At 40.1% G+C, this 25,314-nt stretch carries 36 protein-coding genes; 2 read left to right on the top strand and 34 right to left on the bottom strand.

The genetic code is table 11. From position 1 onward, the window contains the following. Window positions 1-28 precede the first annotated feature (28 nt). The 34 genes from eno to rpsL all read right to left on the bottom strand — a co-directional run bounded on the left by eno (window position 29) and on the right by rpsL (window position 19,990). Complete coding sequence (gene eno / locus G564_RS0107690) at window positions 29-1,321, bottom strand: phosphopyruvate hydratase (protein ID WP_029037154.1); 1,293 nt, start codon at window positions 1,319-1,321, stop codon at window positions 29-31. Window positions 1,322-1,617: 296 nt separating this feature from the next. Continuing rightward, window positions 1,618-2,736, bottom strand: a complete 1,119-nt coding sequence (carA, locus tag G564_RS0107685) for a glutamine-hydrolyzing carbamoyl-phosphate synthase small subunit (protein WP_029037153.1) — start codon at window positions 2,734-2,736, stop codon at window positions 1,618-1,620. A 183-nt stretch (window positions 2,737-2,919) separates the two neighbouring features. Then, on the bottom strand, window positions 2,920-3,414 hold the full coding sequence (gene rplQ / locus G564_RS0107680; protein ID WP_029037152.1) for a 50S ribosomal protein L17: 495 nt from the start codon (window positions 3,412-3,414) through the stop codon (window positions 2,920-2,922). Between the two features lie 97 nt (window positions 3,415-3,511). Continuing rightward, a complete protein-coding gene (locus tag G564_RS0107675; RefSeq protein WP_029037151.1) occupies window positions 3,512-4,504 on the bottom strand; it encodes a DNA-directed RNA polymerase subunit alpha in 993 nt (330 codons plus the stop codon). Between the two features lie 20 nt (window positions 4,505-4,524). Next, complete coding sequence (gene rpsD / locus G564_RS0107670; protein ID WP_029037150.1) at window positions 4,525-5,130, bottom strand: 30S ribosomal protein S4; 606 nt, start codon at window positions 5,128-5,130, stop codon at window positions 4,525-4,527. 88 nt (window positions 5,131-5,218) lie between these two features. Further along, window positions 5,219-5,608 carry a 30S ribosomal protein S11 gene (gene rpsK / locus G564_RS0107665; protein ID WP_029037149.1) on the bottom strand — a complete coding sequence of 130 codons (390 nt, stop codon included), beginning with the start codon at window positions 5,606-5,608 and terminating at the stop codon, window positions 5,219-5,221. Window positions 5,609-5,616: 8 nt separating this feature from the next. Beyond that, window positions 5,617-5,991 (bottom strand): 30S ribosomal protein S13, encoded by a 375-nt coding sequence (gene rpsM / locus G564_RS0107660; protein WP_029037148.1) that lies wholly within the window; start codon window positions 5,989-5,991, stop codon window positions 5,617-5,619. A 2-nt stretch (window positions 5,992-5,993) separates the two neighbouring features. Further along, entirely contained in the window at window positions 5,994-6,110 is a 117-nt protein-coding gene (ykgO, locus tag G564_RS18835; RefSeq protein WP_037325435.1) for a type B 50S ribosomal protein L36, read from the bottom strand. A gap of 5 nt (window positions 6,111-6,115) precedes the next feature. Beyond that, entirely contained in the window at window positions 6,116-6,331 is a 216-nt protein-coding gene (gene infA / locus G564_RS18830) for a translation initiation factor IF-1 (protein WP_006988529.1), read from the bottom strand. After that, entirely contained in the window at window positions 6,331-7,668 is a 1,338-nt protein-coding gene (gene secY / locus G564_RS0107655) for a preprotein translocase subunit SecY (RefSeq protein WP_029037147.1), read from the bottom strand. The genes infA and secY overlap by 1 nt, the downstream gene beginning before the upstream one ends. Window positions 7,669-7,678: 10 nt before the next feature. Then, window positions 7,679-8,131, bottom strand: a complete 453-nt coding sequence (gene rplO / locus G564_RS0107650) for a 50S ribosomal protein L15 (protein WP_029037146.1) — start codon at window positions 8,129-8,131, stop codon at window positions 7,679-7,681. 9 nt (window positions 8,132-8,140) lie between these two features. Then, window positions 8,141-8,323: a 50S ribosomal protein L30 gene (gene rpmD, locus G564_RS0107645; RefSeq protein WP_029037145.1), complete on the bottom strand. Its 183-nt coding sequence runs from the start codon at window positions 8,321-8,323 to the stop codon at window positions 8,141-8,143. Window positions 8,324-8,335: 12 nt separating this feature from the next. Beyond that, window positions 8,336-8,860 carry a 30S ribosomal protein S5 gene (gene rpsE, locus G564_RS0107640; protein WP_029037144.1) on the bottom strand — a complete coding sequence of 175 codons (525 nt, stop codon included), beginning with the start codon at window positions 8,858-8,860 and terminating at the stop codon, window positions 8,336-8,338. A 6-nt stretch (window positions 8,861-8,866) separates the two neighbouring features. Beyond that, a complete protein-coding gene (gene rplR, locus G564_RS0107635) occupies window positions 8,867-9,226 on the bottom strand; it encodes a 50S ribosomal protein L18 (protein WP_029037143.1) in 360 nt (119 codons plus the stop codon). 11 nt (window positions 9,227-9,237) lie between these two features. Continuing rightward, window positions 9,238-9,780 (bottom strand): 50S ribosomal protein L6, encoded by a 543-nt coding sequence (gene rplF, locus G564_RS0107630; protein ID WP_029037142.1) that lies wholly within the window; start codon window positions 9,778-9,780, stop codon window positions 9,238-9,240. 19 nt (window positions 9,781-9,799) lie between these two features. Then, window positions 9,800-10,198: a 30S ribosomal protein S8 gene (gene rpsH / locus G564_RS0107625; protein ID WP_029037141.1), complete on the bottom strand. Its 399-nt coding sequence runs from the start codon at window positions 10,196-10,198 to the stop codon at window positions 9,800-9,802. Window positions 10,199-10,265: 67 nt separating this feature from the next. Beyond that, on the bottom strand, window positions 10,266-10,535 hold the full coding sequence (rpsN, locus tag G564_RS0107620) for a 30S ribosomal protein S14 (RefSeq protein WP_029037140.1): 270 nt from the start codon (window positions 10,533-10,535) through the stop codon (window positions 10,266-10,268). A 2-nt stretch (window positions 10,536-10,537) separates the two neighbouring features. Further along, on the bottom strand, window positions 10,538-11,089 hold the full coding sequence (rplE, locus tag G564_RS0107615; RefSeq protein WP_029037139.1) for a 50S ribosomal protein L5: 552 nt from the start codon (window positions 11,087-11,089) through the stop codon (window positions 10,538-10,540). 2 nt (window positions 11,090-11,091) lie between these two features. Further along, window positions 11,092-11,403 carry a 50S ribosomal protein L24 gene (gene rplX, locus G564_RS0107610; protein ID WP_029037138.1) on the bottom strand — a complete coding sequence of 104 codons (312 nt, stop codon included), beginning with the start codon at window positions 11,401-11,403 and terminating at the stop codon, window positions 11,092-11,094. A gap of 12 nt (window positions 11,404-11,415) precedes the next feature. After that, window positions 11,416-11,784 (bottom strand): 50S ribosomal protein L14, encoded by a 369-nt coding sequence (gene rplN / locus G564_RS0107605; protein ID WP_029037137.1) that lies wholly within the window; start codon window positions 11,782-11,784, stop codon window positions 11,416-11,418. A 2-nt stretch (window positions 11,785-11,786) separates the two neighbouring features. Further along, window positions 11,787-12,044 carry a 30S ribosomal protein S17 gene (gene rpsQ, locus G564_RS0107600; protein WP_029035473.1) on the bottom strand — a complete coding sequence of 86 codons (258 nt, stop codon included), beginning with the start codon at window positions 12,042-12,044 and terminating at the stop codon, window positions 11,787-11,789. Between the two features lie 17 nt (window positions 12,045-12,061). Next, window positions 12,062-12,253 carry a 50S ribosomal protein L29 gene (gene rpmC, locus G564_RS0107595; protein ID WP_029037136.1) on the bottom strand — a complete coding sequence of 64 codons (192 nt, stop codon included), beginning with the start codon at window positions 12,251-12,253 and terminating at the stop codon, window positions 12,062-12,064. Between the two features lie 11 nt (window positions 12,254-12,264). Further along, window positions 12,265-12,684 (bottom strand): 50S ribosomal protein L16, encoded by a 420-nt coding sequence (rplP, locus tag G564_RS0107590; RefSeq protein ID WP_029037135.1) that lies wholly within the window; start codon window positions 12,682-12,684, stop codon window positions 12,265-12,267. A 19-nt stretch (window positions 12,685-12,703) separates the two neighbouring features. Beyond that, window positions 12,704-13,426 (bottom strand): 30S ribosomal protein S3, encoded by a 723-nt coding sequence (rpsC, locus tag G564_RS0107585; RefSeq protein WP_029037134.1) that lies wholly within the window; start codon window positions 13,424-13,426, stop codon window positions 12,704-12,706. Window positions 13,427-13,434: 8 nt separating this feature from the next. Then, window positions 13,435-13,842 (bottom strand): 50S ribosomal protein L22, encoded by a 408-nt coding sequence (gene rplV, locus G564_RS0107580; RefSeq protein ID WP_029037133.1) that lies wholly within the window; start codon window positions 13,840-13,842, stop codon window positions 13,435-13,437. 8 nt (window positions 13,843-13,850) lie between these two features. Beyond that, entirely contained in the window at window positions 13,851-14,129 is a 279-nt protein-coding gene (rpsS, locus tag G564_RS0107575) for a 30S ribosomal protein S19 (protein ID WP_029037132.1), read from the bottom strand. A gap of 6 nt (window positions 14,130-14,135) precedes the next feature. Then, entirely contained in the window at window positions 14,136-14,963 is an 828-nt protein-coding gene (gene rplB / locus G564_RS0107570; protein WP_029037131.1) for a 50S ribosomal protein L2, read from the bottom strand. A 9-nt stretch (window positions 14,964-14,972) separates the two neighbouring features. After that, window positions 14,973-15,263 (bottom strand): 50S ribosomal protein L23, encoded by a 291-nt coding sequence (gene rplW, locus G564_RS0107565; protein ID WP_029037130.1) that lies wholly within the window; start codon window positions 15,261-15,263, stop codon window positions 14,973-14,975. Window positions 15,264-15,268: 5 nt separating this feature from the next. Further along, window positions 15,269-15,898: a 50S ribosomal protein L4 gene (gene rplD / locus G564_RS0107560; RefSeq protein WP_029037129.1), complete on the bottom strand. Its 630-nt coding sequence runs from the start codon at window positions 15,896-15,898 to the stop codon at window positions 15,269-15,271. Then, a complete protein-coding gene (rplC, locus tag G564_RS0107555) occupies window positions 15,898-16,509 on the bottom strand; it encodes a 50S ribosomal protein L3 (protein WP_029037128.1) in 612 nt (203 codons plus the stop codon). Before rplC ends, rplD begins: the two co-directional genes overlap by 1 nt. A gap of 156 nt (window positions 16,510-16,665) precedes the next feature. Continuing rightward, a complete protein-coding gene (rpsJ, locus tag G564_RS0107550) occupies window positions 16,666-16,971 on the bottom strand; it encodes a 30S ribosomal protein S10 (protein ID WP_010181931.1) in 306 nt (101 codons plus the stop codon). Window positions 16,972-16,982: 11 nt separating this feature from the next. Beyond that, window positions 16,983-19,094, bottom strand: coding sequence for an elongation factor G (fusA, locus tag G564_RS0107545; protein ID WP_029037127.1), 2,112 nt, complete (start codon window positions 19,092-19,094; stop codon window positions 16,983-16,985). A gap of 3 nt (window positions 19,095-19,097) precedes the next feature. Next, the gene (gene rpsG, locus G564_RS0107540) at window positions 19,098-19,574 is read right to left on the bottom strand and encodes a 30S ribosomal protein S7 (RefSeq protein ID WP_029037126.1); all 477 of its coding nucleotides are present in this window, start codon (window positions 19,572-19,574) and stop codon (window positions 19,098-19,100) included. 41 nt (window positions 19,575-19,615) lie between these two features. Next, complete coding sequence (rpsL, locus tag G564_RS0107535; protein ID WP_029037125.1) at window positions 19,616-19,990, bottom strand: 30S ribosomal protein S12; 375 nt, start codon at window positions 19,988-19,990, stop codon at window positions 19,616-19,618. A 508-nt stretch (window positions 19,991-20,498) separates the two neighbouring features. Between rpsL and G564_RS0107530 the strand changes: the two genes are divergently transcribed. After that, window positions 20,499-23,756 carry a SusC/RagA family TonB-linked outer membrane protein gene (locus G564_RS0107530; RefSeq protein ID WP_029037124.1) on the top strand — a complete coding sequence of 1,086 codons (3,258 nt, stop codon included), beginning with the start codon at window positions 20,499-20,501 and terminating at the stop codon, window positions 23,754-23,756. 11 nt (window positions 23,757-23,767) lie between these two features. Beyond that, window positions 23,768-25,198, top strand: a complete 1,431-nt coding sequence (locus G564_RS0107525; RefSeq protein WP_029037123.1) for a SusD/RagB family nutrient-binding outer membrane lipoprotein — start codon at window positions 23,768-23,770, stop codon at window positions 25,196-25,198. Window positions 25,199-25,314: the final 116 nt, after the last annotated feature.

Here is a 25,314-nt window from a genome sequence, read left to right as displayed (position 1 = left end):
AAGGCCTTTACAACAGAAAATTCATTAGTTATCTCTGAACCTTAAAAGCTTTTTCCTGCGGAAAATAAGCTACACTTCCAAGTTCCTCTTCTATACGAAGTAACTGATTGTATTTTGCCATTCGGTCACTACGGGAGGCAGAACCGGTTTTTATCTGTCCGGTGTTTAAAGCAACAGCAAGATCGGCAATGGTGTTATCTTCAGTTTCTCCAGAACGGTGGGACATCACTGAAGTATAACCGGCATTATGAGCCATGTTTACTGCTGATATAGTCTCGGTCAAAGTTCCTATCTGGTTTACTTTAATAAGAATTGAATTTGCAATCTTATTCTCTATACCTCTGGAAAGTCGCTCAACATTAGTCACAAAAAGGTCATCTCCAACCAACTGTACTTTATCTCCAATCTTTTCGGTCAGAGCCTTCCAGCCGTCCCAGTCATTTTCATCCATTCCATCTTCAATAGAGATAATTGGATATTTTGAAGCAAGTTCAGCAAGGTATTCTGCCTGTTCTTCACTGCTTCTCACTTTACCCGACTCACCTTCGAACTTGGTATAATCGTATTTTCCGTTTTCATAGAATTCGGCTGCAGCACAGTCCAGGGCGATCATTACTTCTTCTCCGGGCTTGTAACCTGCATTTTTAATAGACTGCAAAATCGTATCCAGAGCGTCTTCAGTTCCATCTAAAGTAGGTGCAAACCCTCCTTCATCTCCTACGGCAGTACTAAGACCACGGTCGTGAAGCACTTTCTTAAGATTGTGAAAGATCTCAGTTCCCATTTTTAGGGCTTCAGAAAAATCTTTTGCTTTAACCGGCATTACCATGAATTCCTGAAAAGCGATTGGAGCATCACTGTGAGAACCTCCGTTGATAATGTTCATCATTGGCACCGGAAGGGTGTTAGCACTTACACCACCAACATAGCGATATAAAGGCATATTGAGTTCATTTGCAGCCGCTTTTGCAACAGCCAGCGAAACCCCAAGAATGGCATTAGCCCCCAGTTTTGATTTATTCGGAGTGCCATCGAGTTCTATCATGGCCTGGTCAATAATGTTCTGGTCGAATACAGAGTATCCTAAAAGCTCTTCGGCAATCTGTTCATTGACGTTCTTCACTGCCTTGGAAACACCTTTTCCCATATAATCCTTTCCGCCATCACGAAGTTCAACTGCCTCATGTTCTCCGGTGGACGCACCAGATGGTACAGCCGCTCTTCCTACTACTCCATTTTCTGTTTCTACATCTACTTCTACAGTCGGATTTCCGCGGGAATCAAAGATTTGACGGGCATGTATATTTATTATAACACTCATATTATGAAATTTTAATTAATTATCGATTTTAGTCCCTGCAAGATACGAATTGTTCAAAAGAATAGTAAAACCAACGCCGCTTACTTCAAAGGATTTACGAGAAATTTATTAACGAGAACGATATAGATAGCCTCGGAAATATTGCTACGGAAGGAAAACTTAATAAAACTTCGTTTGTTATTTCTTACCGGAATCAGAATTCTTACTGATTCTGAAACTGCAGCAGATTAAAAAGAAGAATCCCATCCAAAAATGACATTTTTGAATGGGATTCTTCTTTGTCTCTAATTTAGAGCTTATGCAGAAACTTCCTGCGATATTAGATTATGAATAAATTCATCAAAAAGATAATGCGCATCATTTGGGCCCGGACTTGCTTCAGGATGATATTGGACTGAAAAACAACTTTTGTTCTTCATTCTTATTCCGGCCACTGTATGATCATTAAGATGAGTGTGAGTAATAACCACCTCAGTATTAGCTTCGGTTTCTTCTTTATTTACCGAAAATCCGTGGTTTTGAGAAGTGATCTCTCCTTTGCCCGTTTCAAGATTCAAAATAGGGTGATTTATTCCCCTGTGACCATGGTGCATTTTATAAGTGGAGATACCGTTTGCCAAAGCTATGATCTGATGGCCGAGACATATTCCGAATAGAGGTTTGTCTTCTGAAATAATATCTTTGGCTACCTGAATGGCTTTCGTTAAAGGCTGAGGATCTCCGGGGCCATTTGAAATTAAATATCCATGTGGTTCCCACTCCTTCATTTGCTCATAAGAGGCATCATAAGGAAATACTTTACAAAAAACATCTCTGGTTGAAAGGTGTTTCAAAATGCTTTTTTTGACACCTACGTCCAGGACAGCTACTTTAAATCTTGCAGTTTCATCTCCAAAGAAATAAGGTTCTTTGGTCGACACTTTGGAAGCCAGTTCAAGGCCGTTCATATCCGGCACATCAGATAATTCTTTTTTAAGCTCCTCAATGTTTTCAGTTTCTGTGGTGATAACCGCATTCATTGCCCCGTTTTCACGAATATATGTTACAAGTGCACGGGTATCAACATCTGAAATCGCGAAAAGGTTACTTCTATCCAAAAATTCCTGCAGGGTTTCATCTGCGGCAGGTCTGGATTGGAAGTAACTGAAGTTCTTACAAACCAGTCCTGAAATTTTTGCTGTTTCAGCCTCTTTTTCATTTTCATTTGCACCGTAATTTCCAATATGGGCATTGGTAGTCACCATGATCTGCCCAAAATAGGATGGATCTGTAAATATTTCCTGATATCCGGTCATTCCCGTATTAAAACAGACCTCTCCAAAGGCCTTTCCGTCTTTTCCTCCCACTGCTTTTCCGTGAAAGATGGTTCCGTCTTCTAATAAAAGTATAGCTTTTCTTCTGGCCTGATATTTCATAAACGCCTGCTTCTTATTTATTTATTACAAAATTATTACTTTCCATCGATATAATCCGACCTAATATGTGACAATTAAAATCAATACAAAATTTCCCTTTTTTGACACTTCTGGTTTAGGTATAAAAAAAGGATAAGCTTGATGGCTTATCCTTTTTTAAAATCGATGAAGAAAATTTCATTCTTATTCTTCGTTTCCTTCGTTCTTTTTATCTTCTGAAGTTGCTTCAGGTTTTGCCTGAGCAGTATCGGCAGATTTCTTACCTCTACCGGCTCTACGGGTAGATTTCTTCTTCTCTGGTTTATTCACGTTATAGATCTCGTTGTAATCAACCAGTTCTATTAGTGCCATATCTGCATTATCTCCTAACCTGTTTCCAAGCTTAATAATACGGGTATATCCTCCAGGACGATCACCTACCTTAGGAGCTACTTCACGAAACAGTTCAGAAATTGCTTCCTTGTCGCGAAGTTTACTAAAAACCAATCTTCTGTTGTGAGTAGTATCTTCTTTAGATTTTGTCACTAAAGGTTCTACAAACTGCTTCAAGGCTTTTGCCTTTGCAACTGTAGTGTTGATTCTTTTATGCTCAATTAGGGAACAAGCCATATTTGCCAGCATCGCCTTACGATGAGCTGTTTGTCTACCTAAGTGGTTTGTCTTTTTTCCGTGTCTCATGACATTTTTTGTTTCATCATCTTGCTACGACCCATTTTGAGGAGCAAATTATGACGGTTAATTTATTAAAGATTGACAGTTGCGAATTCCTACGCGACTAGTCTTTATCTAATTTATATTTTGAAAGATCCATTCCGAAGTTCAATCCTTTGTTGTTCACCAACTCTTCAAGCTCGGTAAGAGATTTCTTCCCGAAGTTGCGGAACTTCATAAGATCATTCTTGTTATATGATACTAAGTCACCAAGGGTATCAACTTCAGCAGCCTTCAGGCAGTTCAATGCTCTAACTGAAAGGTCCATATCAACCAATTTGGTTTTTAGTAACTGACGCATGTGAAGAGACTCTTCATCATAAGTTTCAGTTTGAGCAATCTCATCGGCCTCCAACGTGATGCGCTCATCAGAGAACAGCATAAAGTGGTGGATCAAAGTCTTGGCAGCTTCGGTCAAGGCTTCTTTTGGGTGAATTGAACCATCTGTAGAGATCTCGAAGACGAGTTTCTCATAATCGGTCTTCTGCTCTACCCTGTAGTTCTCAATGCTATACTTCACGTTTTTCACCGGAGTGTAAACAGAATCTGTATAGATTGTACCTAAAGGAGCATTGGCCTTCTTATTTTCTTCAGCAGGAACATATCCTCTACCCTTTTCTACAGTAACCTCCATATTAAAGTTTACCTTCTTATCCATGTTACAGATCACAAGATCGGGATTAAGGATCTGGAAACCTGAAATGAATTTTTGGAAATGTCCTGCGGTAAGCTGGTCCTGACCGGAAACAGAAATTGTAACGGCTTCATTGTCTATTTCATCAATTTGCCTTTTAAACCTGATCTGTTTCAGATTCAGGATTATTTCGGTTACATCTTCTACTACCCCCGGGATAGTTGAGAATTCGTGATCTACTCCTTCGATGCGAACCGAAGTAATAGCGAACCCTTCAAGTGAAGATAAAAGTACTCTCCGTAGAGCGTTACCAACGGTCAATCCATAACCTGGTTCCAAAGGGCGAAATTCAAATTTCCCTTCGAAATCGGTTGAATCAATCATTATAACTTTATCGGGCTTCTGAAAATTTAATATTGCCATATTACGACTTCTGTGAATTATTACTTCGAATATAATTCGACGATGAATTGTTCATTTATATTTTCGGGAATTTGTACTCTTCCCGGTACAGAGACGAATGTACCCTGCTTAGTCTCATTGTTGAATGTGATCCATTCATACACACTTCCTGAATTAGCCAAAGAATCCTGGATAGCAGTTAAGGATTTTGATTTCTCTCTTACCCCAACAACATCACCTGCCTGTAACTGGTAAGAAGGAATGTTCACTAATTCTCCATTTACGGTAATGTGTCTGTGTGAAACAAACTGTCTTGCAGCACGTCTTGATGGAGCAATTCCCATTCTGTAAACCACATTATCTAAACGAGACTCACATAATTGTAAAAGTACCTCCCCTGTAATTCCCTGGGCACGGGTAGCTTTTTCAAACATGTTTCTGAATTGTCGCTCGAGGATACCATAAGTATACTTAGCTTTTTGCTTTTCCATTAACTGGATTGCATATTCAGATTTTTTTCCACGACGACGGTTGTTACCGTGCTGTCCCGGAGGATAATTTCTTTTTTCGAAAGATTTGTCATCTCCGAAAATAGCTTCCCCGAATTTACGGGCGATTTTAGTCTTTGGACCAGTATATCTTGCCATTGAAAATTTGATTATAAAGCAAGCGATCGTGGAATTAAGGTCACTGTCCTTCGCAGATCTCTTTGCTTACTTTTGTTATACTTGTTAATTAAACTCTACGTCTTTTTGGAGGACGACATCCATTGTGTGGAAGTGGTGTAACATCGATGATCTCGGTCACTTCTATTCCTGCATTGTGAAGGGAACGAATTGCAGATTCTCTACCGTTTCCTGGTCCTTTCACATATACTTTTACTTTACGCAAACCGGCTTCATGAGCCACTTTTGATGCGTCTTCCGCAGCTAGCTGTGCTGCATAAGGAGTGTTTTTCTTTGATCCTCTAAAGCCCATTTTACCGGCAGAAGACCAGGAGATAACATCACCTTTTTTATTGGTCAACGAAATGATAATGTTGTTGAAAGAAGCAGTAACATGCGCTTCTCCAATAGACTCAACATTTACCTTACGCTTCTTTTGAGTTGCTTTTGCTTTTGCCATCCTACTTATTATTTAGTTGCTTTCTTTTTGTTGGCAACTGTTTTTCTTCTTCCTTTTCTGGTTCTGGAGTTATTCTTGGTTCTTTGTCCTCTTAACGGAAGACCCGCTCTGTGACGAATTCCTCTATAACTACCAATGTCCATTAAGCGTTTGATGCTCAATTGAACTTCTGAACGTAATTCTCCTTCAATCTTAAATGCTCCAACGGCTTCACGGATCCTTCCGATCTCATCATCGTTCCAATCTGAAACTTTCTTTCCTTCTTCAACGTTGGCCTCTTTAAGAATATCCTGAGCTCTGCTCTTTCCAATTCCGAAGATATAGGTCAATGCTATAACGCCTCGCTTTTGTTTTGGTATATCAACACCTGCAATTCTAGCCATAACTACCCTTGTCTTTGTTTAAATTTTGGATTCTTTTTGTTAATCACGTACAGTCTGCCTTTTCTTCGCACAATCTTGCACTCGGCACTTCTTTTTTTAATTGATGCTCTAACTTTCATAGTTATTAGTATCTGTAAGTTATTCGAGCCTTTGATAAATCGTAAGGACTCATTTCTAATTTCACTTTGTCCCCGGGTAACAATTTAATGTAATGCATACGCATCTTTCCCGAGATATGTGCGGTCACCACATGACCATTCTCTAATTCCACCCGGAACATTGCATTTGACAATGCTTCAATGATCGTTCCGTCTTGTTCTATTGCCGATTGTTTTGCCATTACGCTACTGCTTTTCTGTTTTTACCGGTTTTCATCAGACCATCATAATGCCTGTTCAACAGATATGAATTCACCTGTTGCATGGTATCGATTGCAACTCCCACCATAATTAACAATGATGTTCCTCCAAAGAACAATGCCCATCCAGCCTGAACTCCTAAAAGTGAAACGATAATAGCAGGGAACACTGCAATTAGCGCAAGGAAAATAGAACCGGGCAGGGTGATTTGTGACATGATCCTGTCAAGAAACTCGGCTGTCTCAGTTCCCGGACGAATTCCAGGAATAAAACCACCACTTCTCTTAAGATCATCTGCCATTTTATTTGTAGGTACTGTAATCGCGGTGTAAAAGTACGTAAATATAATGATTAACAATGCGAACACCAGATTGTACCAAAAGCCGAATATATCACTAAAGGCCGCTGTCACTCCTTGTGCCGTTTCAGACTGTGAAAGTCCGGCAACCGCGGCGGGAATAAACATAATTGCCTGCGCGAAGATTATAGGCATAACTCCCGAAGCATTAAGCTTCAATGGAATATATTGTCTTGAACCAAAAACATTCTTTTCATAACCACCGGTAGCAGTCCTTCTTGCATATTGTACCGGGATTTGTCGTACAGCCATCACCAACATTACACTGGCCAGAATGATCACGAACCAGATAACAAGTTCTATTAAGATCATGATTAGACCACCGTTAGATTCGAATACCCTGGAAGCAAATTCCTGGATGAATGCCTGAGGTAAAGTTGCGATGATACCTACCATAATAAGGAGAGATATACCATTTCCAATACCTTTATCAGTAATCTTCTCACCCAACCACATAGCAAAGATTGTTCCTGTAGTAAGGATGATCACAGAAGACGCCACAAAAGTCACAGTGCTCCCTAAAAGAAAAGCGCTTGATGGCAGTGTGGCAAAGAGGTTATAAATATAACCAGGCCCCTGAACCAGGGTAATGGCTATCGTTAACCACCTTGTAATTTGATTGATCCTTCTACGTCCACTTTCTCCTTCTTTCTGAAGTTTTTGAAGATAAGGAACTGCAATTCCCATCAACTGGACAACGATTGAGGCAGAAATGTAAGGCATGATCCCAAGAGCAAAAACAGAAGCATTAGAAAATGCCCCTCCCGTGAAAGCATTCAGCAATCCTAAAAGGCCACCATCTGTCTGAGAGGCTAAGTTCGCTAATTGAGACGCATCAATCCCCGGCAACACAACCTGTGCGCCAAAACGATACACCAACAACAAACCGAGGGTCACTAAAATTCTGTTTTTTAGCTCCTCGATTTTCCAGATATTCTTTAATGTATTGATGAATTTCATTGCTTATCTATTATAAAGTAACAGCTTCACCACCGGCAGCTTCAATAGCCTGCTTCGCTGAGGCAGTAAATTTATGAACAGATATTTTCAACTTAGCTTTTAATTCTCCTCTACCTAATATCTTAACCAATTCGTTTTTTCCGGCAAGTCCGTTCTCAACAAGAACATTCATGTCCACAGTATCGGTTATTCTTCCTTCATCAACAAGAGATTGCAGCGTATCAAGGTTGATCCCCTGGTATTCTTTACGGTTGATGTTAGTGAATCCGAATTTAGGAACACGTCTTTGAAGAGGCATTTGCCCACCTTCAAAACCTATTTTTCTGGAGTAACCTGAACGTGATTTGGCACCTTTATGACCACGGGTAGCAGTACCGCCTTTCCCTGATCCTTCACCGCGTCCAACACGCTTACTGTTACTTTGAACCGAACCTTTTGCAGGTTTTAAGTTACTTAAATCCATGTGAATTTCTTATTTTGTTTCCTCAACGGAAACCAGGTGATTTACTTTATTTACCATACCAAGGATGTTTGGCGTATTCTCATGCTCCACAACCTGACCAAGTTTTCTTAGTCCAAGTGCTTCCAAAGTACGTTTCTGGTTTTGAGTGCGCTTAATTGCACTTTTTACCTGTGTAACTTTTATTTTTCCCATTATTCCTTGTTATTAACCTTTAAACACTTTTTCAAGAGAAATACCGCGTTGCTTTGCCACAGTCTCTGCACTCCTCAATTGAAGTAAAGCATCAAAAGTAGCTTTTACCACGTTATGAGGGTTTGAAGATCCCTGATTCTTTGAAAGTACATCATGCACTCCAACAGATTCAAGTACCGCACGAATAGCACCACCGGCAATTACTCCCGTACCGGGAGCTGCAGGGAGTAACATAACTCTCGCACCACCGTATTTACCTTTTTGCTCATGAGGCAGAGTACCCTTGTTAAGAGGGATACGCACCAGGTTCTTCTTTGCGTCTTCTACTGCTTTAGAAATAGCATCGGCTACTTCTTTTGATTTTCCTAACCCGTGGCCAACAACACCATTTTCGTCACCTACAACTACAATAGCAGAAAAACCGAAAGCTCTACCACCTTTTGTAACTTTAGTAACACGTTGCACACCAACCAAACGATCCTTTAATTCAAGTCCGCCCGGCTTTACAAGTTCTACGTTTTTATAATCCTGATACATATCTTTTTAGAATTTTAGTCCTCCCTCGCGAGCACCTTCTGCTAATGATTTAACTCTTCCGTGGTACAGGTAACCTCCTCTGTCAAAGGAAATGGTTTCTATCCCGGCTTTTAAAGCTCTTTCAGCAATAGCTTTTCCAACTAAGGCTGCCTGCTCTACTTTATTTTCCACAGTCGCAGATGCAACTTCTTTATCTCTGGAAGAAGCGGATACCAAAGTCTTTCCGTCTACATCATTAACAATTTGAGCATAGATCTCTTTGTTACTTCTAAAAACTGAAAGTCTTGGACGGCCTTGTGTACCGCTAATATCTCTTCTGATCCTTTTCTTGATCTTTGTTCTTCTATCTTGTTTTGACACTGCCATAATCTTACTTATTAAGCTGATTTACCTGCTTTTCTTCTTAATTGCTCTCCTTTGAACTTAATACCTTTACCTTTATAAGGTTCTGGCGCACGGAAAGAACGAATCTTTGCAGCTACCTGCCCTACCAGTTGCTTGTCATGTGAGGTCAATTTCACTATAGGGTTCTTACCTTTGTCTGAAATTGTTTCCACCTTAACTTCGGGGGCCAAATCTAAGACAATGTTATGAGAGTACCCAACAGCCAGATCCAATTTTTGTCCCTGGTTTGTTGCTCTGTATCCCACACCTACCAATTCAAGCTCATGTGTAAATCCATTAGACACACCTTCGATCATGTTACTGATCAAAGCACGATAAAGACCGTGTTTAGCTTTATGTTCTTTCTTATCTGAAGGACGCTCCAAAGTAATTACTCCGTCTTCGATCTTAATATCGATATCAGAATATTCCTGAGTAAGCTCACCTAATTTTCCTTTTGCCGTAACAACTCCGTCTTTAATGTCTACTGTAACACCTTGTGGAATTGTGATTGGACTTTTACCTATTCTTGACATTTCTTTTCGTCTTTAAATATTAGTAAACGTAGCACAATACCTCACCACCAACTTTTTCCTGTTGCGCCTGCTTTCCGGTCATTACACCATGAGAAGTAGAAACAATAGCAATTCCAAGGCCGTTAAGGATACGAGGAAGTTCATTGGCACCGGCATATTTACGTAAACCGGGTTTACTTATGCGCTGAATTTTTTTGATAACCGGCTCTTTGGTTACCTTATCATATTTTAGTGCAATTTTGATGCTCCCCTGAGCGGTAGAATCATCAAATTTGTAACTAAGGATATAACCCTGATCAAAAAGGATCTTGGTCATTTCCTTTTTAAGATTAGAAGCCGGAATCTCAACCACTCTGTGATTGGCAGCAACAGCATTTCTAATTCTCGTCAAATAATCTGCAATAGGATCTGTATTCATCTATTTCAATTTGCGGAAGTGGTTTTCTCCAGACAACTGCCGGGGAACCTTCATCCAATTTATATTTCTACCAACTAGCCTTTCTAACTCCCGGGATCAAACCGTTGTTAGCCATTTCTCTGAACGTAACACGGGAAATTCCGAATTGTCTCATATACCCTCTTGGTCTACCGGTAAGTTTACAGCGATTGTGCAAACGAACTGGAGAGGCATTTTTTGGCAATTTCTGTAGTGCGTCGTAGTCACCGGCTTCTTTTAGAGCCTTGCGCTTCTCTGCATACTTCTCCACCATTTTTTGTCTCTTCACCTCACGGGCTTTCATTGATTCTTTAGCCATAATTAATTCTTTTTAAAAGGTAATCCTAGTTCGCTTAACAATGATTTCGCTTCTTTATCTGTAGCGGCGCTGGTTACAAAGGTAATATCCATACCATTGATCCTGTTCACCTTGTCGATATCGATCTCAGGAAAAATAATCTGCTCGGTCACCCCAAGGTTATAGTTTCCTCTTCCGTCAAAACCGGTAGCGTTAATTCCGTTAAAATCACGAACACGTGGAAGTGCCGATGTGATCAAACGATCAAGGAATTCGTACATTCTCTCTCCGCGTAAGGTAACTTTTGCCCCAATCGGCATTCCTTTACGCAGTTTGAAAGAAGCAACATCCTTTTTAGAAATGGTCGCGACGGCTTTTTGACCTGTGATAGCTGTCAATTCATCTACCGCATGGTCAATAAGTTTCTTATCTGCAACAGCAGCTCCAACTCCGCGGCTCACAACTATCTTCTGTAGTTTTGGAACCTCCATTACATTGGAGTAGCTGAATTCTTCTGTAAGAGCAGAGATCACTCTCTCCTTATACTCTTGTTTAAGTCTTGGTACGTACGCCATAACTATATAACTTCATTGGATTTTTTGGAAAACCTTACTTTCTTATCATTCTCTGTTCTGTAACCAACCCTGGTAGCATCACCATTTTTGTCGATCAAAGAAAGATTGGAAATATGAATAGGTGCTTCCTTCTTCTTAATTCCACCCTGGGGATTTGATGCACTTGGTTTCTCATGTTTTGAGACCATGTTCACACCTTCGACGATGGCTTTATTCTTGTCCAAAAATACCTGTTGTACTTTACCTTCCTGACCTTTATGGTCTCCGGCAGTAACACGAACAGTATCTCCGGTTTTTATTTTAAGCTTTTTCATCTTATTTCTGTATTAAAGCACTTCTGGCGCTAATGATACAATCTTCATGAATTGCTTATCACGAAGTTCACGTGCTACAGGACCAAAAACACGGGTTCCTCTCATTTCCCCTGCAGGGTTTAGAAGAACACATGCATTGTCATCAAATCTTATGTAAGATCCATCTGGCCTACGCACTTCTTTTTTGGTACGAACAACAACTGCTGTTGAAACTGCACCTTTTTTCACGTTTCCGTTAGGTGTAGCTTCTTTTACGCTGACAACTATCTTGTCTCCAACAGAAGCGTATCTTCTATTTGTACCGCCCAATACACGAATTACTAAAACTTCTTTAGCTCCGGTATTGTCTGCAACTCTTAATCTAGACTCTTGTTGTACCATAATTACTTCGCTCTTTCAATTATTTCTACTAATCTCCAGCACTTAGATTTACTCATAGGACGTGTTTCCATGATCCTTACAGTATCTCCAATGTTGCAGTCGTTTGTTTCGTCGTGTGCCACATATTTCTTCGTTTTCAAAACGAACTTTCCATACATGGGGTGCTTTACCTTCTTAGTTTCTGAAACCACAATGGATTTGACCATTTTATTACTGGTAACAACACCTATACGTTCTTTTCTTAAGTTTCTTTTTTCCATTTTCAGCAGAATAACACTTATTGTTGTTCTCTTTTAGTTAACTCTGTAGCAATACGCGCTATAGATCTTCTTACAGTTCTTAACTGTATTGGGTTCTCTAATGGCGATACTGCGTGAGCCATTTTTAGATCGGAATATGCTTTTCTTGACTTACCAAGTTCTTCCTGTAATTCTGCTACGGAGAATTCTCTAACTTCTGATTGTTTCATAACGTGTCTTATTAAGCTTGATAATCTCTAGCTACAATGAACTTAGTTTTAACAGGAAGTTTTTGAGCTGCCAGGCGTAAAGCCTCTTTTGCAACATCAAAAGGCACACCTCCTATTTCAAAAAGTATTCTTCCCGGCTTTACAACTGCTGCCCAATATTCCACGGCACCTTTACCTTTACCCATACGTACTTCAAGAGGTTTTTTGGTGATAGGCTTATCTGGAAATATTTTAATCCAAAGAGAACCTTCTCTCTTCATATAACGAGTTGCAGCAATACGTGCGGCTTCAATCTGTCTTGCAGTCACAAAATTTGAGTCTAAAGACTTGATCCCAAAAGTCCCGTTTGAAAGCCTGTGTCCTCTTTGAGAAACACCTTTCATACGGCCCTTTTGCATTTTGCGATATTTTGTTCTTTTAGGCTGTAACATTTTTCTTTACTTTAAAAAATTACTTTCTACGACGTGGTTTTGGTGCACCACTTCGTCCGGTTCCGGTTTTTCCTCCTTGTTTTTTGGCCATGCCAACAAGTGGAGAAAGTTCTCTTTTACCGTATACCTCACCTTTCATGATCCACACTTTAATACCCAGTCTACCATAGGTAGTATGAGCTTCTACTAAAGCATAGTCAATATCGGCTCTAAATGTTGACAAAGGAATTCGTCCATCTTTATAACCTTCAGAACGTGCCATCTCAGCGCCGTTTAAACGACCTGAAATCTGGATTTTAATTCCTTCAGCGTTCATTCTCATTGCAGCCGCAATAGCCATTTTAATTGCACGACGGTAAGAGATACGATTCTCGATTTGCCTTGCAACACTTGAAGCAACTAAATGCGCGTCAAGTTCTGGCCTTTTAATTTCAAAGATGTTAATTTGAACTTCCTTGTCGGTAATTTTCTTAAGCTCTTCTTTCAACTTGTCTACCTCCTGTCCGCCTTTACCAATAATGATACCAGGACGGGCTGTGGTGATAGTAACGGTTACAAGTTTAAGCGTACGCTCAATAATTACTCTGGATACACTCGCTTTAGAAAGACGAGCATGGATGTATTTTCTAATCTTGTCGTCTTCGGCTAATTTATCGCCGTAGTCATTTCCTCCGTACCAGTTGGATTCCCATCCTCTAATGATACCAAGACGATTCCCGATTGGATTTGTTTTCTGTCCCATACTCTTAACTAGCTTTGTGTATTATTGTTTGCTCCAAGCACCAAGGTTACGTGATTGGAACGTTTTCTAATTCTATGTGCGCGACCCTGTGGTGCAGGACGTAGTCTCTTCAACATACTTCCACCATCTACACGAATCTCTTTTACAAACAACTCTGCATCTTCTATGCTTGCATCTTCATTCTTAGACTGCCAGTTAGCAATTGCCGACAATAACAGCTTCTCAATACTCTTGGATGCATCCTTAGAATTGAATTTCAATATATGAAGCGCTCTTTCTACTTTTTCACCACGAACAAGATCTGCTACCAGACGCATTTTTCTTGGCGAAGTAGGGCAGTTATTTAGTTTAGCAAAAGCTATCTGCTTCTTAGCTTCTTTCGTTTGCTCTGCTCTTTCTCTTTTACGAACTCCCATAGCTTCAATTATTTTTTACCTTTATTTTTAGCACCAGCATGACCTCTAAAAGATCTTGTTGGTGAAAATTCACCTAATTTGTGACCTACCATGTTCTCGGTAATATAAACCGGTACAAACTGGCGTCCATTATGAACAGCAATTGTTTGCCCAACGAAATCAGGAGTGATCATAGAAGCCCTTGACCAGGTCTTTATAACCGCTTTTTTTCCAGATTCCGTATTTTGAGCAACTTTCTGCTCCAGTTTATAGTGAACGTAAGGTCCTTTTTTTAATGAACGTGCCATATCTTATTATTTCTTTCTACGTTCTACAATATATTTATTACTCGATTTGGTCTTAGAACGGGTTCTGAATCCTTTTGCAGGGATACCCTTTCTAGAACGTGGGTGACCTCCCGAAGCACGGCCTTCCCCACCACCCATTGGGTGATCAACAGGGTTCATAACAACCGGTCTTGTTCTTGGTCTTCTACCCAACCATCTGCTTCTACCCGCTTTACCTGATACAAGCAACTGGTGATCACTGTTTGAAACAGCTCCAATAGTTGCAACACAGCTAGCCAATATTCTTCGGATCTCTCCTGAAGGCAATTTAATGGTTGCGTATTTTCCCTCTCTTGCCATTAACTGAGCGAAAGCACCTGCACTACGAGCCATTACAGCCCCTTGTCCCGGTCTAAGCTCAATACAAGAGATAATAGTACCCAATGGAATGTTTGATAAAGGCATAGCATTTCCAATATTTGGAGCTACATCTTCCATTCCAGATACTATATTCTGCCCAACCTGAAGTCCATTTTGAGCAATAATATATCGTTTTTCACCATCCTGATAATTCAATAGGGCGATAAAAGCTGTTCTGTTTGGATCGTATTCTATAGAAGCGACTGTTGCAGGAATACCCTGCTTGTCTCTTTTAAAATCAACGATCCTGTAACGCTTTTTATGACCACCACCTACGTAGCGCATGGTCATTTTTCCTTGACTGTTTCTACCACCAGATCTTTTATTCGGAGCTAATAAACTTTTCTCCGGCTTATCAGTAGTGATCGCGTCAAATCCGTTCACTACTCTAAATCGCTGACCAGGGGTAATTGGTTTTAATTTTCTAACTGACATTTTTTAATCTTAGAGATTACTATATAAATCAATAGTTTCACCTTCCGCCACCTGTACTAGTGCTTTTTTATAAGCACTGGTTTTACCAGTGACAACTCCTGTTTTTGTATAACGGGTTTTTCTGTCCGGGCGAACGTTAATTGTACGAACTTTAGTAACTGAAACACCATAAGCAGACTCAACTGCGTCTTTAATTTCAATCTTATTCGCCTTATTATCAACTACAAAAGCGTACTTATTGTTAAGTTCGCTATCTGCTGTAGCTTTCTCTGTAATAATAGGTTTTATTAAGATACTCATAATGTTTATTTACTTAAATTCGACTCAATTCCTTCCAGAGACCCCTCTAAAAACACTAAATTATTAGCGTTTAAAATTTTGTAAGTACTTAGTTCTGAAGCACTTACAACCTCGGAGGCCTTCAAATTGCGTGACGACAAATATACATTTTTATTCGAGTCACCCAACACTATCAAAGATTTTTTACCTTCCAGTCCTAAAGCCTGCAAAACTTCAATGAAATTTTTAGTCTTTGGAGTATCAAATGAAAAATCTTCCACTACTATTATGGAGTTGTCATTTGCTTTCATAGACAAGGCAGATTTTCTTGCCAGTCTCTTCAAACCCTTATTCAACTTGAAAGAGTAGTTTCTTGGTCTTGGACCAAATACTCTTCCTCCACCTTTAAAAATAGGAGACTTAATACTTCCCGCACGGGCAGTACCAGTTCCTTTTTGTTTCTTGATCTTTCGGGTAGAACCTGCAATCTCTGCACGCTCTTTCGCTTTGTGAGTTCCCTGACGCTGATTAGCCAGGTATTGTTTCACATCAAGATAAACAGCATGGTTGTTTGGCTCCACTGCAAAAACAGCATCAGAAAGGTTTGCCTTTCTCCCTGTTTCTTTTCCTTTTATATCTAAAACTGCTACTTCCATTACTTCTGAATGATTACGTAAGAGTTCTTGTGTCCCGGTACAGCTCCACTCACTACAAGTAAATTCTTATCGGCTATCACTTTTAAAACTCTCAGGTTTTCTACTTTTACTTTTTCGCCACCCATTCTTCCGGCCATTCTCATTCCTTTGAAAACTCTCGCAGGATAAGATGCAGCACCAATAGAACCAGGAGCTCTTAATCTGTTATGCTGACCGTGAGTAGCTTGTCCAACCCCACCAAAACCATGGCGTTTAACAACTCCTTGAAAACCTTTTCCTTTAGAAATACCGGAAACGTCAATAAATTCACCTTCAACAAAATGCTCTACGGTGATCGTATCACCTAATTTGTGCTCTCCTTCAAATCCCTTGAATTCAACGACTTTGCGCATTGCTGCAGCTCCGGCTTTTTTAGCGTGCCCTTCGGCAGCCTTATTAGCAGTCTTTTTGTCATCGAAACCAAGCTGAAGAGCTTCGTACCCGTCAACCTCTTTGGTTCTGACTTGGGTAATTACGCATGGCCCGGCCTGAATAACGGTACAAGGAATGTTCTTCCCGTTCTCGTCAAAAATGCTGGTCATGCCAATCTTTTTTCCTATTAACCCAGACATAATTAATTATTAGTTATTATTTATACTTATTTAAAAATATTCAGGATTGAAAAACACTTCCAATCCTGAATGTATTTTTCACCGTTTTTCCCTCACCTAAAGCTCGGGACATGTTGCGTAAAATTGTTGAGACAAAGCATGCTTTGTCTCCTACAATCAAACTTTTATCTCGACCTCTACTCCACTTGGCAATTCAAGTTTCATAAGAGCATCAATGGTCTTGGAAGAAGAACTGTAAATATCCAGTAATCTCTTATAAGAACTTAATTGAAACTGCTCTCTTGACTTCTTGTTTACGTGCGGAGACCGAAGCACTGTAAAGATCTTTTTATGAGTAGGTAATGGAATTGGACCCGTTACCACAGCTCCCGTACTTTTTACGGTTTTTACAATCTTCTCGGCAGATTTGTCTACCAGGTTGTGATCGTAAGATTTTAGTTTTATTCTGATTTTCTGACTCATTTTCCTGATAATTATTCGTTAGCGGTTCCCTTTTCTGCCTTCATAATTGCTTCTGAAATATTAGAAGGAGTTTCAGCATAGTGAGAGAATTCCATAGTAGAGGTTGCACGTCCCGAAGATAGGGTACGCAATGTAGTAACATATCCAAACATCTCAGATAATGGCACTTCAGCTTTAATTACTTTCGCACCAGATCTGTCAGACATGTTATTCACCTGTCCACGACGTCTGTTCAAATCTCCTACTATATCACCCATGTTCTCTTCTGGGGTAACCACTTCAACTTTCATGATTGGCTCAAGGATCACAGCACCTGCTTTCTTAGCAGCAACCTTATATCCCATTTTTGCAGCCAATTCAAACGAAAGCTGATCGGAATCCACAGGGTGGAAAGATCCATCCTTAAGAACTACTTTTAAAGTATCCATAGTGAATCCTGCAAGAGGTCCGGTTTTCATTGCCTCTCTAAATCCTTTTTCCACTGAAGGAATAAATTCTTTAGGAATACGACCACCTTTTATCTCATCAACGAATTGTAGTCCTGGCCCTTTAAAGTCTTCATCTACGGGTCCTAATGTAAATACAATATCACCAAATTTACCACGACCACCAGACTGCTTCTTATAAACCTCTCTGTGATCTGCAGCTTTAGTAACAGTTTCCTTGTACTCAACACGAGGTTGACCTTCATTTACTTCAACCTTAAATTCTCTTTTCAAACGATCAACAAGGATCTCAAGGTGAAGTTCACCCATTCCTGAAATAATAGTTTGGCCGGAAACTTCATCAGTCTTTACCTGGAAAGTTGGATCCTCTTCAGCTAATTTAGCCAAAGCCATACCCATCTTATCAACATCTGCCTTAGTTTTAGGCTCAACAGAAATACCAATTACCGGATCAGGGAAAGACATCGATTCAAGTACGATAGGGTGTTTCTCGTCTGTTAAGGTATCTCCTGTTTTAATATCTTTAAATCCAACAGCCGCACCAATATCTCCAGCTTCAATTCTGTCGATTGGCTGTTGTTTGTTCGCATGCATCTGATAGATACGTGAAATACGTTCTTTCTTTCCGGAACGATTGTTCTGAACATAAGAACCTGCATCAAGAGCTCCGGAATAAACTCTAAAGAAAGCTAAACGTCCAACGAAAGGATCGGTAGCAATTTTAAAAGCTAAAGCTGAAAAAGGAGAATCAACATGCGGCTTACGACTTTCTTCTTTTTCTGTATCAGGGTTAACACCAACAATGGCTTCAACATCTACAGGAGAAGGAAGGTAACGCATTACCGCATCAAGCATAGCCTGAACTCCTTTATTCTTAAAGGCAGATCCACACATCATTGGGATGATAGACATATCAATTGTTGCAGCTCTTAAAGCAGCAATAATCTCGTCTTCAGTAATAGAGTTTTCATCCTCAAAGAACTTCTCCATTAAAGCTTCGTCGTATTCAGCAACCGCTTCTACAAGTTCAGCTCTGTATTTATTTACATCTTCTTCAAGCTCAGCAGGAATATCAATAGTTTCGTAGGTCATTCCGAAATCTTCCTCATTCCACACAACAGCCTTTTTGGAAATAAGATCAACCACACCTTTGAAGTCAATTTCATCCCCAATAGGAATTTGAAGCGGAACAGGATTCCCACCCAACATTTCTCTTACCTGCTTGATCACATTAAAAAAGTCTGCACCCTGACGGTCCATCTTATTTACGAATCCAAGTCTCGGTACACGATATTTATCGGCTTGTCTCCAAACAGTTTCAGATTGAGGCTCAACACCATCAACCGCACTGAAAAGAGCAACCATCCCGTCAAGTACACGTAATGAACGCTCTACCTCAACGGTAAAGTCAACGTGCCCGGGAGTGTCAATAATATTTACAGTGTATTCCTGGTCGCGGTACATCCACTTACAGTGTGTAGCAGCTGAAGTAATGGTAATCCCTCGCTCCTGCTCCTGCTCCATCCAGTCCATCGTAGCTGCACCATCATGCACCTCACCGATCTTGTGACTAATACCGGTATAGAAAAGAATACGTTCTGTAGTTGTAGTTTTACCCGCATCAATGTGCGCAGCAATACCTATATTTCTTGTAAATTTTAAATCTCTTTGTGCCATTTTTTAGAATCTAAAGTGAGAGAATGCTTTGTTAGCCTCAGCCATCTTATGGGTATCAACCCTCTTCTTCACAGCCGCACCTTCTTCCTTAGCCGCAGCAAGAACCTCGGCAGCAAGTCTTTGTGCCATAGATTTCTCATTACGCTTTCTTGAGTAAGAGATCAACCACTTCATAGCAGTTGAAACTTTACGATCTGGTCTAATTTGCATCGGAATTTGAAAAGTAGCACCTCCAACCCTACGACTACGCACTTCTACGTGAGGCATAACATTAGACAGAGCATCCTTCCAGAGCTCCAGTCCTGTCTTCTCATCATCCTGTTTCTTTTCTTCTACGATAGCGATCGCATCATAGAACACTTTAAAGGCAACAGATTTCTTACCATCCCACATCATCATGTTAACAAAACGTGTTACTAACTGATCGTTAAACTTTGGATCTGGTAAAAGTGGCCTTTTTTTCGCCTGTCTTTTTCTCATTTCTTCTTTGTAATAAGTTAATTTTTACTTGCCGTGGAAAATTATTTCTTAGGCTTTTTAGCACCATACTTGGAGCGTCTCTGTGTTCTACCTGCAACACCGGCAGTATCCAGAGCACCACGAACAATATGATACCTAACACCAGGCAAATCTTTAACTCTTCCGCCTCTAACCAATACTATCGAGTGCTCCTGGAGGTTGTGACCTTCACCGGGAATGTACGCGTTCACCTCTTTACCATTAGTTAACCTTACCCTTGCAACTTTACGCATTGCAGAGTTAGGTTTCTTAGGTGTAGTGGTGTAAACACGAGTACAAACTCCCCGTCTTTGAGGGCACGAATCCAAAGCAGCCGATTTACTCTTCTTGGTAATTGTGGCTCTTCCTTTTCGTACTAATTGTGAAATTGTTGGCATAATTTCTTTTACACTAAATTATTTGTTTTTATAATCCCCTTTTTCAAAAGGTCTGCAAAGGTAGAAATAAAACCCAATTATTCAAATCTTAATTGATTAATTTTCAACTGACTTCTTCTTGAATACATTAAGTCTTTTTGAATAAAACATTTTCCGGTACTTTAAAGTAAAATTTTTTCCTCTTGTCCTATATATAATGTCATGTTAGATCCTGTATAATCATACCTATCAATTCGATCATGAACTTTTATTATCCTATCATTTTAATTTTTATAAAAATTTATAAAAGCCGATAAATCATTCTTACTCCCTTACATCATTCATTCAATAGCGAAAACAGACTGTATTTCAGTCGAATACATTAAAATTTACAAAAAGATAAAAAAGTTAACAAAAACATAAAGTTCCATCCATTTCTAGACGAAAAATGAAGTTTAACGGAAAAAAAGTTGTCCAGTTAGCATTTAATTATCAAATTTGGCTTGGCTAATTCAAACAAATCTTAAAAATGAAAACAAAGTTTAGTGGATTACTAACGCTATTACTGGCGTTAGTCGTGCAAATTTCCTTTGCACAAGAACAACAAACAATTACCGGAACGGTGACGGACGGAAGCGGAATGCCTCTTCCCGGAGTAAATGTTCTGGTTAAAGGCACTACGAGGGGAGTGCAAACAGGTTTTGACGGAGATTACTCCATTGATGCCACCCGTGGTGAAGTTCTGGTCTTCTCGTTTCTGGGAATGCAGACAAGAGAGTATACAGTAACAAACGTGAACACTATTGACGTCATACTGGAGCCAGATGCGGCTCAGTTGGAAGAAGTAGTAGTTACCGCGTTAGGTATCTCAAGAGAAAAAAGATCGATAGGGTATGCTACCCAGGAAGTTGCCGGAGATGAAGTTTCTACTGTAAAAACCGACAACGTGATCAACAACCTTTCAGGTAAGGTAAGTGGGGTCCAGATCAAAGCGAACAACAACTTCGGTGGGTCTGCCAACTTTCTTATTCGGGGGGTAAGCTCCTTAACAGGAAACAACCAACCATTATTTGTTATTGACGGTATTCCCATTTCTAACCAGATCAACAACACTGCTGCCCAAAGAGGTGGAAGTACAGGATACGATTACGGAAATGCAGCTTCTGACATTAACCCGGAGGATGTAGAATCTATAAACGTTCTTAAAGGTGCTGCTGCTTCGGCAATCTATGGTTCAAGGGGAGCTAATGGGGTAGTAATTATTACTACTAAGTCCGGTAAACAAGGTCAAACGAAGATCAGTGTAAGCTCCAGTGTAACTGTAGGTGAAATCGATAAGTCTACTTTTATTGAATACCAGGATGAATACGGTGCCGGATATGGACCATATTATGGCGCACCAGATTTTGACGGATATTTTGAAAGATTTGACGTAGATGGAGATGGAACAATAGACCAGGTAGTTCCTACTTATGATGACGCTTCTTATGGAGCTCCTCTTAATGGACAGCTGGTATACCAGTGGGATGCATTTGTTCCAGATCACCCTAATTACCTACAGGCGACACCATATGTAGCCGGTGCTACTACTCCTGTTGATTTCTTCGAAACTTCGCTTCAGTATAACAATTCTGTGGCTGTTTCAGGAGGAACCGAAAAAATGACTTATAGATTAGGATACACCAACTTTGATCAAACTGGAATGCTTCCTAATTCTAATCTGAATAAAAATTCCTTTAATTTAAATGGAGATATTCAGGTAACTGATAGATTGTCTGCCGGTGCTTCTTCCAATTTTATTGTTCAAAGAACTACAGGTAGAAACTCAACCGGATATAGTGACAACCTTATGTCACAGTTCAGACAGTGGTGGCAGGTAAACGTAGATATGGATTCTCAACGCGAAATTTTTGAGCAAACAGGACAAAATATCTCCTGGAACCACGAAGGTGGAATGGAAGGATCATATTTGCAACCACATTACTGGGACAACCCGTACTGGACTAGATATAGAAACTTTCAAACAGACAGAAGAAACCGTTTCTACGGAAATCTCTTTGCAACTTACAACGTGACCGAATGGTTAGATCTTACTGCTAAAGGAGCGGTGGATACTTACTCAGAATTAAGGGAAGAAAGAAGAGCTGTAGGTTCTGTTGGTGCTCCTTTTGGAGTTTTGAGAGATGTTGAAAGTTCAGGTTATGATCGAAAAGATGTGGACTTCACAGAATACAATTATGACTTCATGGCCAATGTTAACAGAGACTTTGGTGATGATTTCAGTCTCGCCGGGGTAGCAGGTATTAACCTTCGAAGAGAAACTTACAGCTTTTACCATCAGGCGACTGCCGGAGGACTTATTGCTCCAGGTGTATTTGCACTAAGTAATTCTGTAAACACTAACCCTAAACCGGTAGAAGCTTTACAGGAGAAGGAAGTATTAGGATATTATGGCCAGGCTTCTATTGGATACCAGAACACTGCTTATGTTGATGGTACATACAGATATGATATTTCTTCTGCACTACCTCCAGACGAAAACGGATATGGATATTATGCAGTAAGTACAAGTTTAATTTTTTCAAATCTATTTGAATCAGACTGGTTCAGCTTTGGAAAATTAAGAGCAGGTTATGCAGAAGTAGGTAATGACCTTCCTGCAAATAATGTTTACGACACGTACAATATTTTGAATAACTTTGGACAAGCAGCCTTATTTTCTTTCCCGGGAACCAAACAGAATGAAAACCTGGTACCTGAAAGAACTAAGGAAATCGAGGTTGGTCTTGAAGCCCGTATGTGGCAGAATAGAGTAGGATTGGATCTTACCTGGTACAAAAAGAATACAGAAGACCAGTTGATGCCGGTTTCTCTTTCTACTGCAACAGGATTCTCGAACCGCTGGGTAAATGCAGGAGAGCTTCAAAATAAAGGTGTTGAAGCAAGATTGACCCTTGTACCTTTTACAACCGATGACTGGAACTGGACTATGAACATCAACTGGGCCAAGAACGAAAACCTGGTTGTAGATCTTTATGGAGACCAGGAAAATCTTGTTTTGGCAAATTATCAGGGAGGTGTTTCTCTAAACGCCACAGTAGGACAACCATATAACACCTTGAGAGGTACTGGATACAAGTACCATGAAAATGGTCAACGAATTGTGAACGCAAGCGGATATTATGTCGCTGTTGCCGATCAGGTAATTGGAGATGCCAATCCTGATTGGAATGGAGGTATTTCAAACAAGATCTCTTATAAGGATCTTGCTTTAAGCTTCCTAATTGATGTGCAACAAGGTGGAGATGTTTTCTCACTTGACTTGCATTATGGAAAAGGAACAGGTCTTCCTGACTTTACTGCCGGTCTTAACGAATTAGGAAACCCAGTGAGGGATCCTGTCGCTGATGGCGGAGGTATTCTAAATGAAGGAGTGACCGAAGATGGTCAGCCTAACACTACTCGCGCAAGAGCAGATTTCTACGGCGGAGTCTTCTACTGGGGTAACTCCAGCAGAAACCCGAACGAAATCAACGTGTATGATGCTTCTTATGTTAAACTAAGAGAACTTGCTCTAACCTACAGGTTGCCGGTTAAAGATTGGTTTGGAGATAGTGTAAATAGCGGAAATATTGCTTTAATAGGTAGAAACCTTTGGATCATTGATAAGAATGTACCATTTGCCGACCCAGAATCAGGTCTAGGTGCAGGAAACGCTCAGGGATACCTTTCAGGATCTTATCCTACTTTAAGAACCATTGGTTTAAGTGTAAACTTTGAATTTTAATTTTTTAAAAAATGAAAAAAACATTCTTAACAATATTTTGTTTTAGCCTTCTCCTCGCTTCATGCGAAGTTGATGAAGGTTTAAACATAGATCAGAAAAATCCCACTGAAGTTCCTGGAAGCGGACTATTTACTAATGCAACCAGAAATTTCTTTGACCTAATGCAGTCTGCAAGTGTCAATTTTAATGTCTTCAGACTATATTCTCAGTATTGGGCCCAGACAACATATCCCGATGAGAGTCAGTATAACCAGGTTACGCGTAATATTAGCGCTAACATGTGGAATACCATATACAGAGATGTACTTCAGGATTTAAAGGGAGCACGTGAGTCTCTTATTGCCAATGAAGCAGACAACCTCGATAATAAGCTGGCTGTTATTGAATTTATGGAAGTATACTCATATTCGTTTCTTGTAGAGACGTTTGGGGATGTACCATATACTGAAGCCCTCGATCCAGAGAACCCTTCACCTGTTTATGATGACGCCGCTACTATCTATGCCGATCTCATAAATAGATTGAATGCAGCAATTGCTCAAATGGACCCTTCCGCTCCAGGTTTTGAACCGGAGCAGGACCCTGTTTACAATGGAGATATGACCGGATGGCTAAAGGCAGCAAATTCCTTAAAACTAAGAATGGCCATGCGACTTGCAGAAGTTGACATTGCCGGAGTAGACTCTCAGGCAGTGGCCGAAGATGCTGCTTCAGATCTTAGTATGTTGATTTTAAATAATGAATATAATTTTGGAATCGAATACCTTGGAGGAGCACCCAATACCAACCCGGTATGGGTATCTTTAGTACAGAGTGGAAGGACAGATTTCGTAGGTGCAAATACCTTTGTAGATGTGCTTAAGGATTTGGATGATCCCCGTCTGGAGGAATATTTCCAAACCGTGGGTGGCGAATATACAGGAGGAGTTTATGGAACAGCTAACTCTCCTTCGAGCTTTTCCCTTCCGGGAGAACCACTATATGATCCAACACTTCCAGGAAATATTATCACAGCGAGTGAAGTATATTTCTTGTTAGCTGAAGCTGCCGCCAGAGGATATACCGTAGGAGGTACAACTGAAGAATTCTTTGAAGAAGGTGTTGTGGCTTCGGTATTGGAATGGAATGCTGCAAGTGAGGAAGAAGCTGAGGCATACGCCTCACGGGCATGGACGGAAACTCCTGGAGATGCTTTAGCGAAAGTGGCTTACCAGAAATGGATTGCTTTATATAATAATGGGTTTGAAGGCTGGACTGTTTACCGTCTTTTTGATGATGCACTTCCATTAAATGCACCACCAGAAATGAGCCTTGAAGACATACCTACTCGTTTCCTTTACCCAACTACAGAAGCGACTTTAAATCCAAGTGGATATGGAGCTGCATCAACTGCAATTGGAGGAGATACAAAAGCTACAAGGTTATTCTTTGATGTAGAATAGTCCTGAGCACATAAATGACTATGTTAAAAGCTACCGGGAAACCGGTAGCTTTTTTATTTATCTAATCATTAATTACCATAAATTGTGTATTTTTAGCACTTCCCCTATTTTATTTA

The organism is Salinimicrobium xinjiangense DSM 19287 (assembly GCF_000423585.1).
In the GTDB taxonomy this organism is placed as follows: Bacteria; Bacteroidota; Bacteroidia; order Flavobacteriales; family Flavobacteriaceae; genus Salinimicrobium; species Salinimicrobium xinjiangense.
The sequence above is the reverse complement of the archived record's forward strand: the minus strand, read 5'-3'. Positions and strand labels throughout refer to the sequence as shown.

What these genes read in the sequence shown, in the direction of transcription:
- eno (WP_029037154.1), bottom strand. Translation starts at nt 1,321, where the DNA reads ATGAGTGTTATAATAAATATACATGCCCGTCAAATCTTTGATTCCCGC.
- carA (WP_029037153.1), bottom strand. Translation starts at nt 2,736, where the DNA reads ATGAAATATCAGGCCAGAAGAAAAGCTATACTTTTATTAGAAGACGGA.
- rplQ (WP_029037152.1), bottom strand. Translation starts at nt 3,414, where the DNA reads ATGAGACACGGAAAAAAGACAAACCACTTAGGTAGACAAACAGCTCAT.
- G564_RS0107675 (WP_029037151.1), bottom strand. Translation starts at nt 4,504, where the DNA reads ATGGCAATATTAAATTTTCAGAAGCCCGATAAAGTTATAATGATTGAT.
- rpsD (WP_029037150.1), bottom strand. Translation starts at nt 5,130, where the DNA reads ATGGCAAGATATACTGGTCCAAAGACTAAAATCGCCCGTAAATTCGGG.
- rpsK (WP_029037149.1), bottom strand. Translation starts at nt 5,608, where the DNA reads ATGGCAAAAGCAAAAGCAACTCAAAAGAAGCGTAAGGTAAATGTTGAG.
- rpsM (WP_029037148.1), bottom strand. Translation starts at nt 5,991, where the DNA reads ATGGCTAGAATTGCAGGTGTTGATATACCAAAACAAAAGCGAGGCGTT.
- ykgO (WP_037325435.1), bottom strand. Translation starts at nt 6,110, where the DNA reads ATGAAAGTTAGAGCATCAATTAAAAAAAGAAGTGCCGAGTGCAAGATT.
- infA (WP_006988529.1), bottom strand. Translation starts at nt 6,331, where the DNA reads ATGGCAAAACAATCGGCAATAGAACAAGACGGAACGATCATTGAAGCA.
- secY (WP_029037147.1), bottom strand. Translation starts at nt 7,668, where the DNA reads ATGAAATTCATCAATACATTAAAGAATATCTGGAAAATCGAGGAGCTA.
- rplO (WP_029037146.1), bottom strand. Translation starts at nt 8,131, where the DNA reads ATGGATTTAAGTAACTTAAAACCTGCAAAAGGTTCGGTTCAAAGTAAC.
- rpmD (WP_029037145.1), bottom strand. Translation starts at nt 8,323, where the DNA reads ATGGGAAAAATAAAAGTTACACAGGTAAAAAGTGCAATTAAGCGCACT.
- rpsE (WP_029037144.1), bottom strand. Translation starts at nt 8,860, where the DNA reads ATGTATCAGGATTATAAAAACGTAGAACTTGTAAAGCCGGGCGGACTT.
- rplR (WP_029037143.1), bottom strand. Translation starts at nt 9,226, where the DNA reads ATGGCAGTGTCAAAACAAGATAGAAGAACAAAGATCAAGAAAAGGATC.
- rplF (WP_029037142.1), bottom strand. Translation starts at nt 9,780, where the DNA reads ATGTCAAGAATAGGTAAAAGTCCAATCACAATTCCACAAGGTGTTACA.
- rpsH (WP_029037141.1), bottom strand. Translation starts at nt 10,198, where the DNA reads ATGAATACAGATCCTATTGCAGATTATTTGACGAGAATTAGAAATGCT.
- rpsN (WP_029037140.1), bottom strand. Translation starts at nt 10,535, where the DNA reads ATGGCTAAAGAATCAATGAAAGCCCGTGAGGTGAAGAGACAAAAAATG.
- rplE (WP_029037139.1), bottom strand. Translation starts at nt 11,089, where the DNA reads ATGGCGTACGTACCAAGACTTAAACAAGAGTATAAGGAGAGAGTGATC.
- rplX (WP_029037138.1), bottom strand. Translation starts at nt 11,403, where the DNA reads ATGAAAAAGCTTAAAATAAAAACCGGAGATACTGTTCGTGTTACTGCC.
- rplN (WP_029037137.1), bottom strand. Translation starts at nt 11,784, where the DNA reads ATGGTACAACAAGAGTCTAGATTAAGAGTTGCAGACAATACCGGAGCT.
- rpsQ (WP_029035473.1), bottom strand. Translation starts at nt 12,044, where the DNA reads ATGGAAAAAAGAAACTTAAGAAAAGAACGTATAGGTGTTGTTACCAGT.
- rpmC (WP_029037136.1), bottom strand. Translation starts at nt 12,253, where the DNA reads ATGAAACAATCAGAAGTTAGAGAATTCTCCGTAGCAGAATTACAGGAA.
- rplP (WP_029037135.1), bottom strand. Translation starts at nt 12,684, where the DNA reads ATGTTACAGCCTAAAAGAACAAAATATCGCAAAATGCAAAAGGGCCGT.
- rpsC (WP_029037134.1), bottom strand. Translation starts at nt 13,426, where the DNA reads ATGGGACAGAAAACAAATCCAATCGGGAATCGTCTTGGTATCATTAGA.
- rplV (WP_029037133.1), bottom strand. Translation starts at nt 13,842, where the DNA reads ATGGGAGTTCGTAAAAGAGAAAGAGCAGAGCAAACGAAAGAAGCTAAG.
- rpsS (WP_029037132.1), bottom strand. Translation starts at nt 14,129, where the DNA reads ATGGCACGTTCATTAAAAAAAGGACCTTACGTTCACTATAAACTGGAG.
- rplB (WP_029037131.1), bottom strand. Translation starts at nt 14,963, where the DNA reads ATGTCAGTTAGAAAATTAAAACCAATTACCCCTGGTCAGCGATTTAGA.
- rplW (WP_029037130.1), bottom strand. Translation starts at nt 15,263, where the DNA reads ATGAGTATCTTAATAAAACCTATTATTACAGAGAAAGCTACAGCAGAT.
- rplD (WP_029037129.1), bottom strand. Translation starts at nt 15,898, where the DNA reads ATGGAAGTAGCAGTTTTAGATATAAAAGGAAAAGAAACAGGGAGAAAG.
- rplC (WP_029037128.1), bottom strand. Translation starts at nt 16,509, where the DNA reads ATGTCTGGGTTAATAGGAAAAAAGATTGGCATGACCAGCATTTTTGAC.
- rpsJ (WP_010181931.1), bottom strand. Translation starts at nt 16,971, where the DNA reads ATGAGTCAGAAAATCAGAATAAAACTAAAATCTTACGATCACAACCTG.
- fusA (WP_029037127.1), bottom strand. Translation starts at nt 19,094, where the DNA reads ATGGCACAAAGAGATTTAAAATTTACAAGAAATATAGGTATTGCTGCG.
- rpsG (WP_029037126.1), bottom strand. Translation starts at nt 19,574, where the DNA reads ATGAGAAAAAGACAGGCGAAAAAAAGGCCACTTTTACCAGATCCAAAG.
- rpsL (WP_029037125.1), bottom strand. Translation starts at nt 19,990, where the DNA reads ATGCCAACAATTTCACAATTAGTACGAAAAGGAAGAGCCACAATTACC.
- G564_RS0107530 (WP_029037124.1), top strand. Translation starts at nt 20,499, where the DNA reads ATGAAAACAAAGTTTAGTGGATTACTAACGCTATTACTGGCGTTAGTC.
- G564_RS0107525 (WP_029037123.1), top strand. Translation starts at nt 23,768, where the DNA reads ATGAAAAAAACATTCTTAACAATATTTTGTTTTAGCCTTCTCCTCGCT.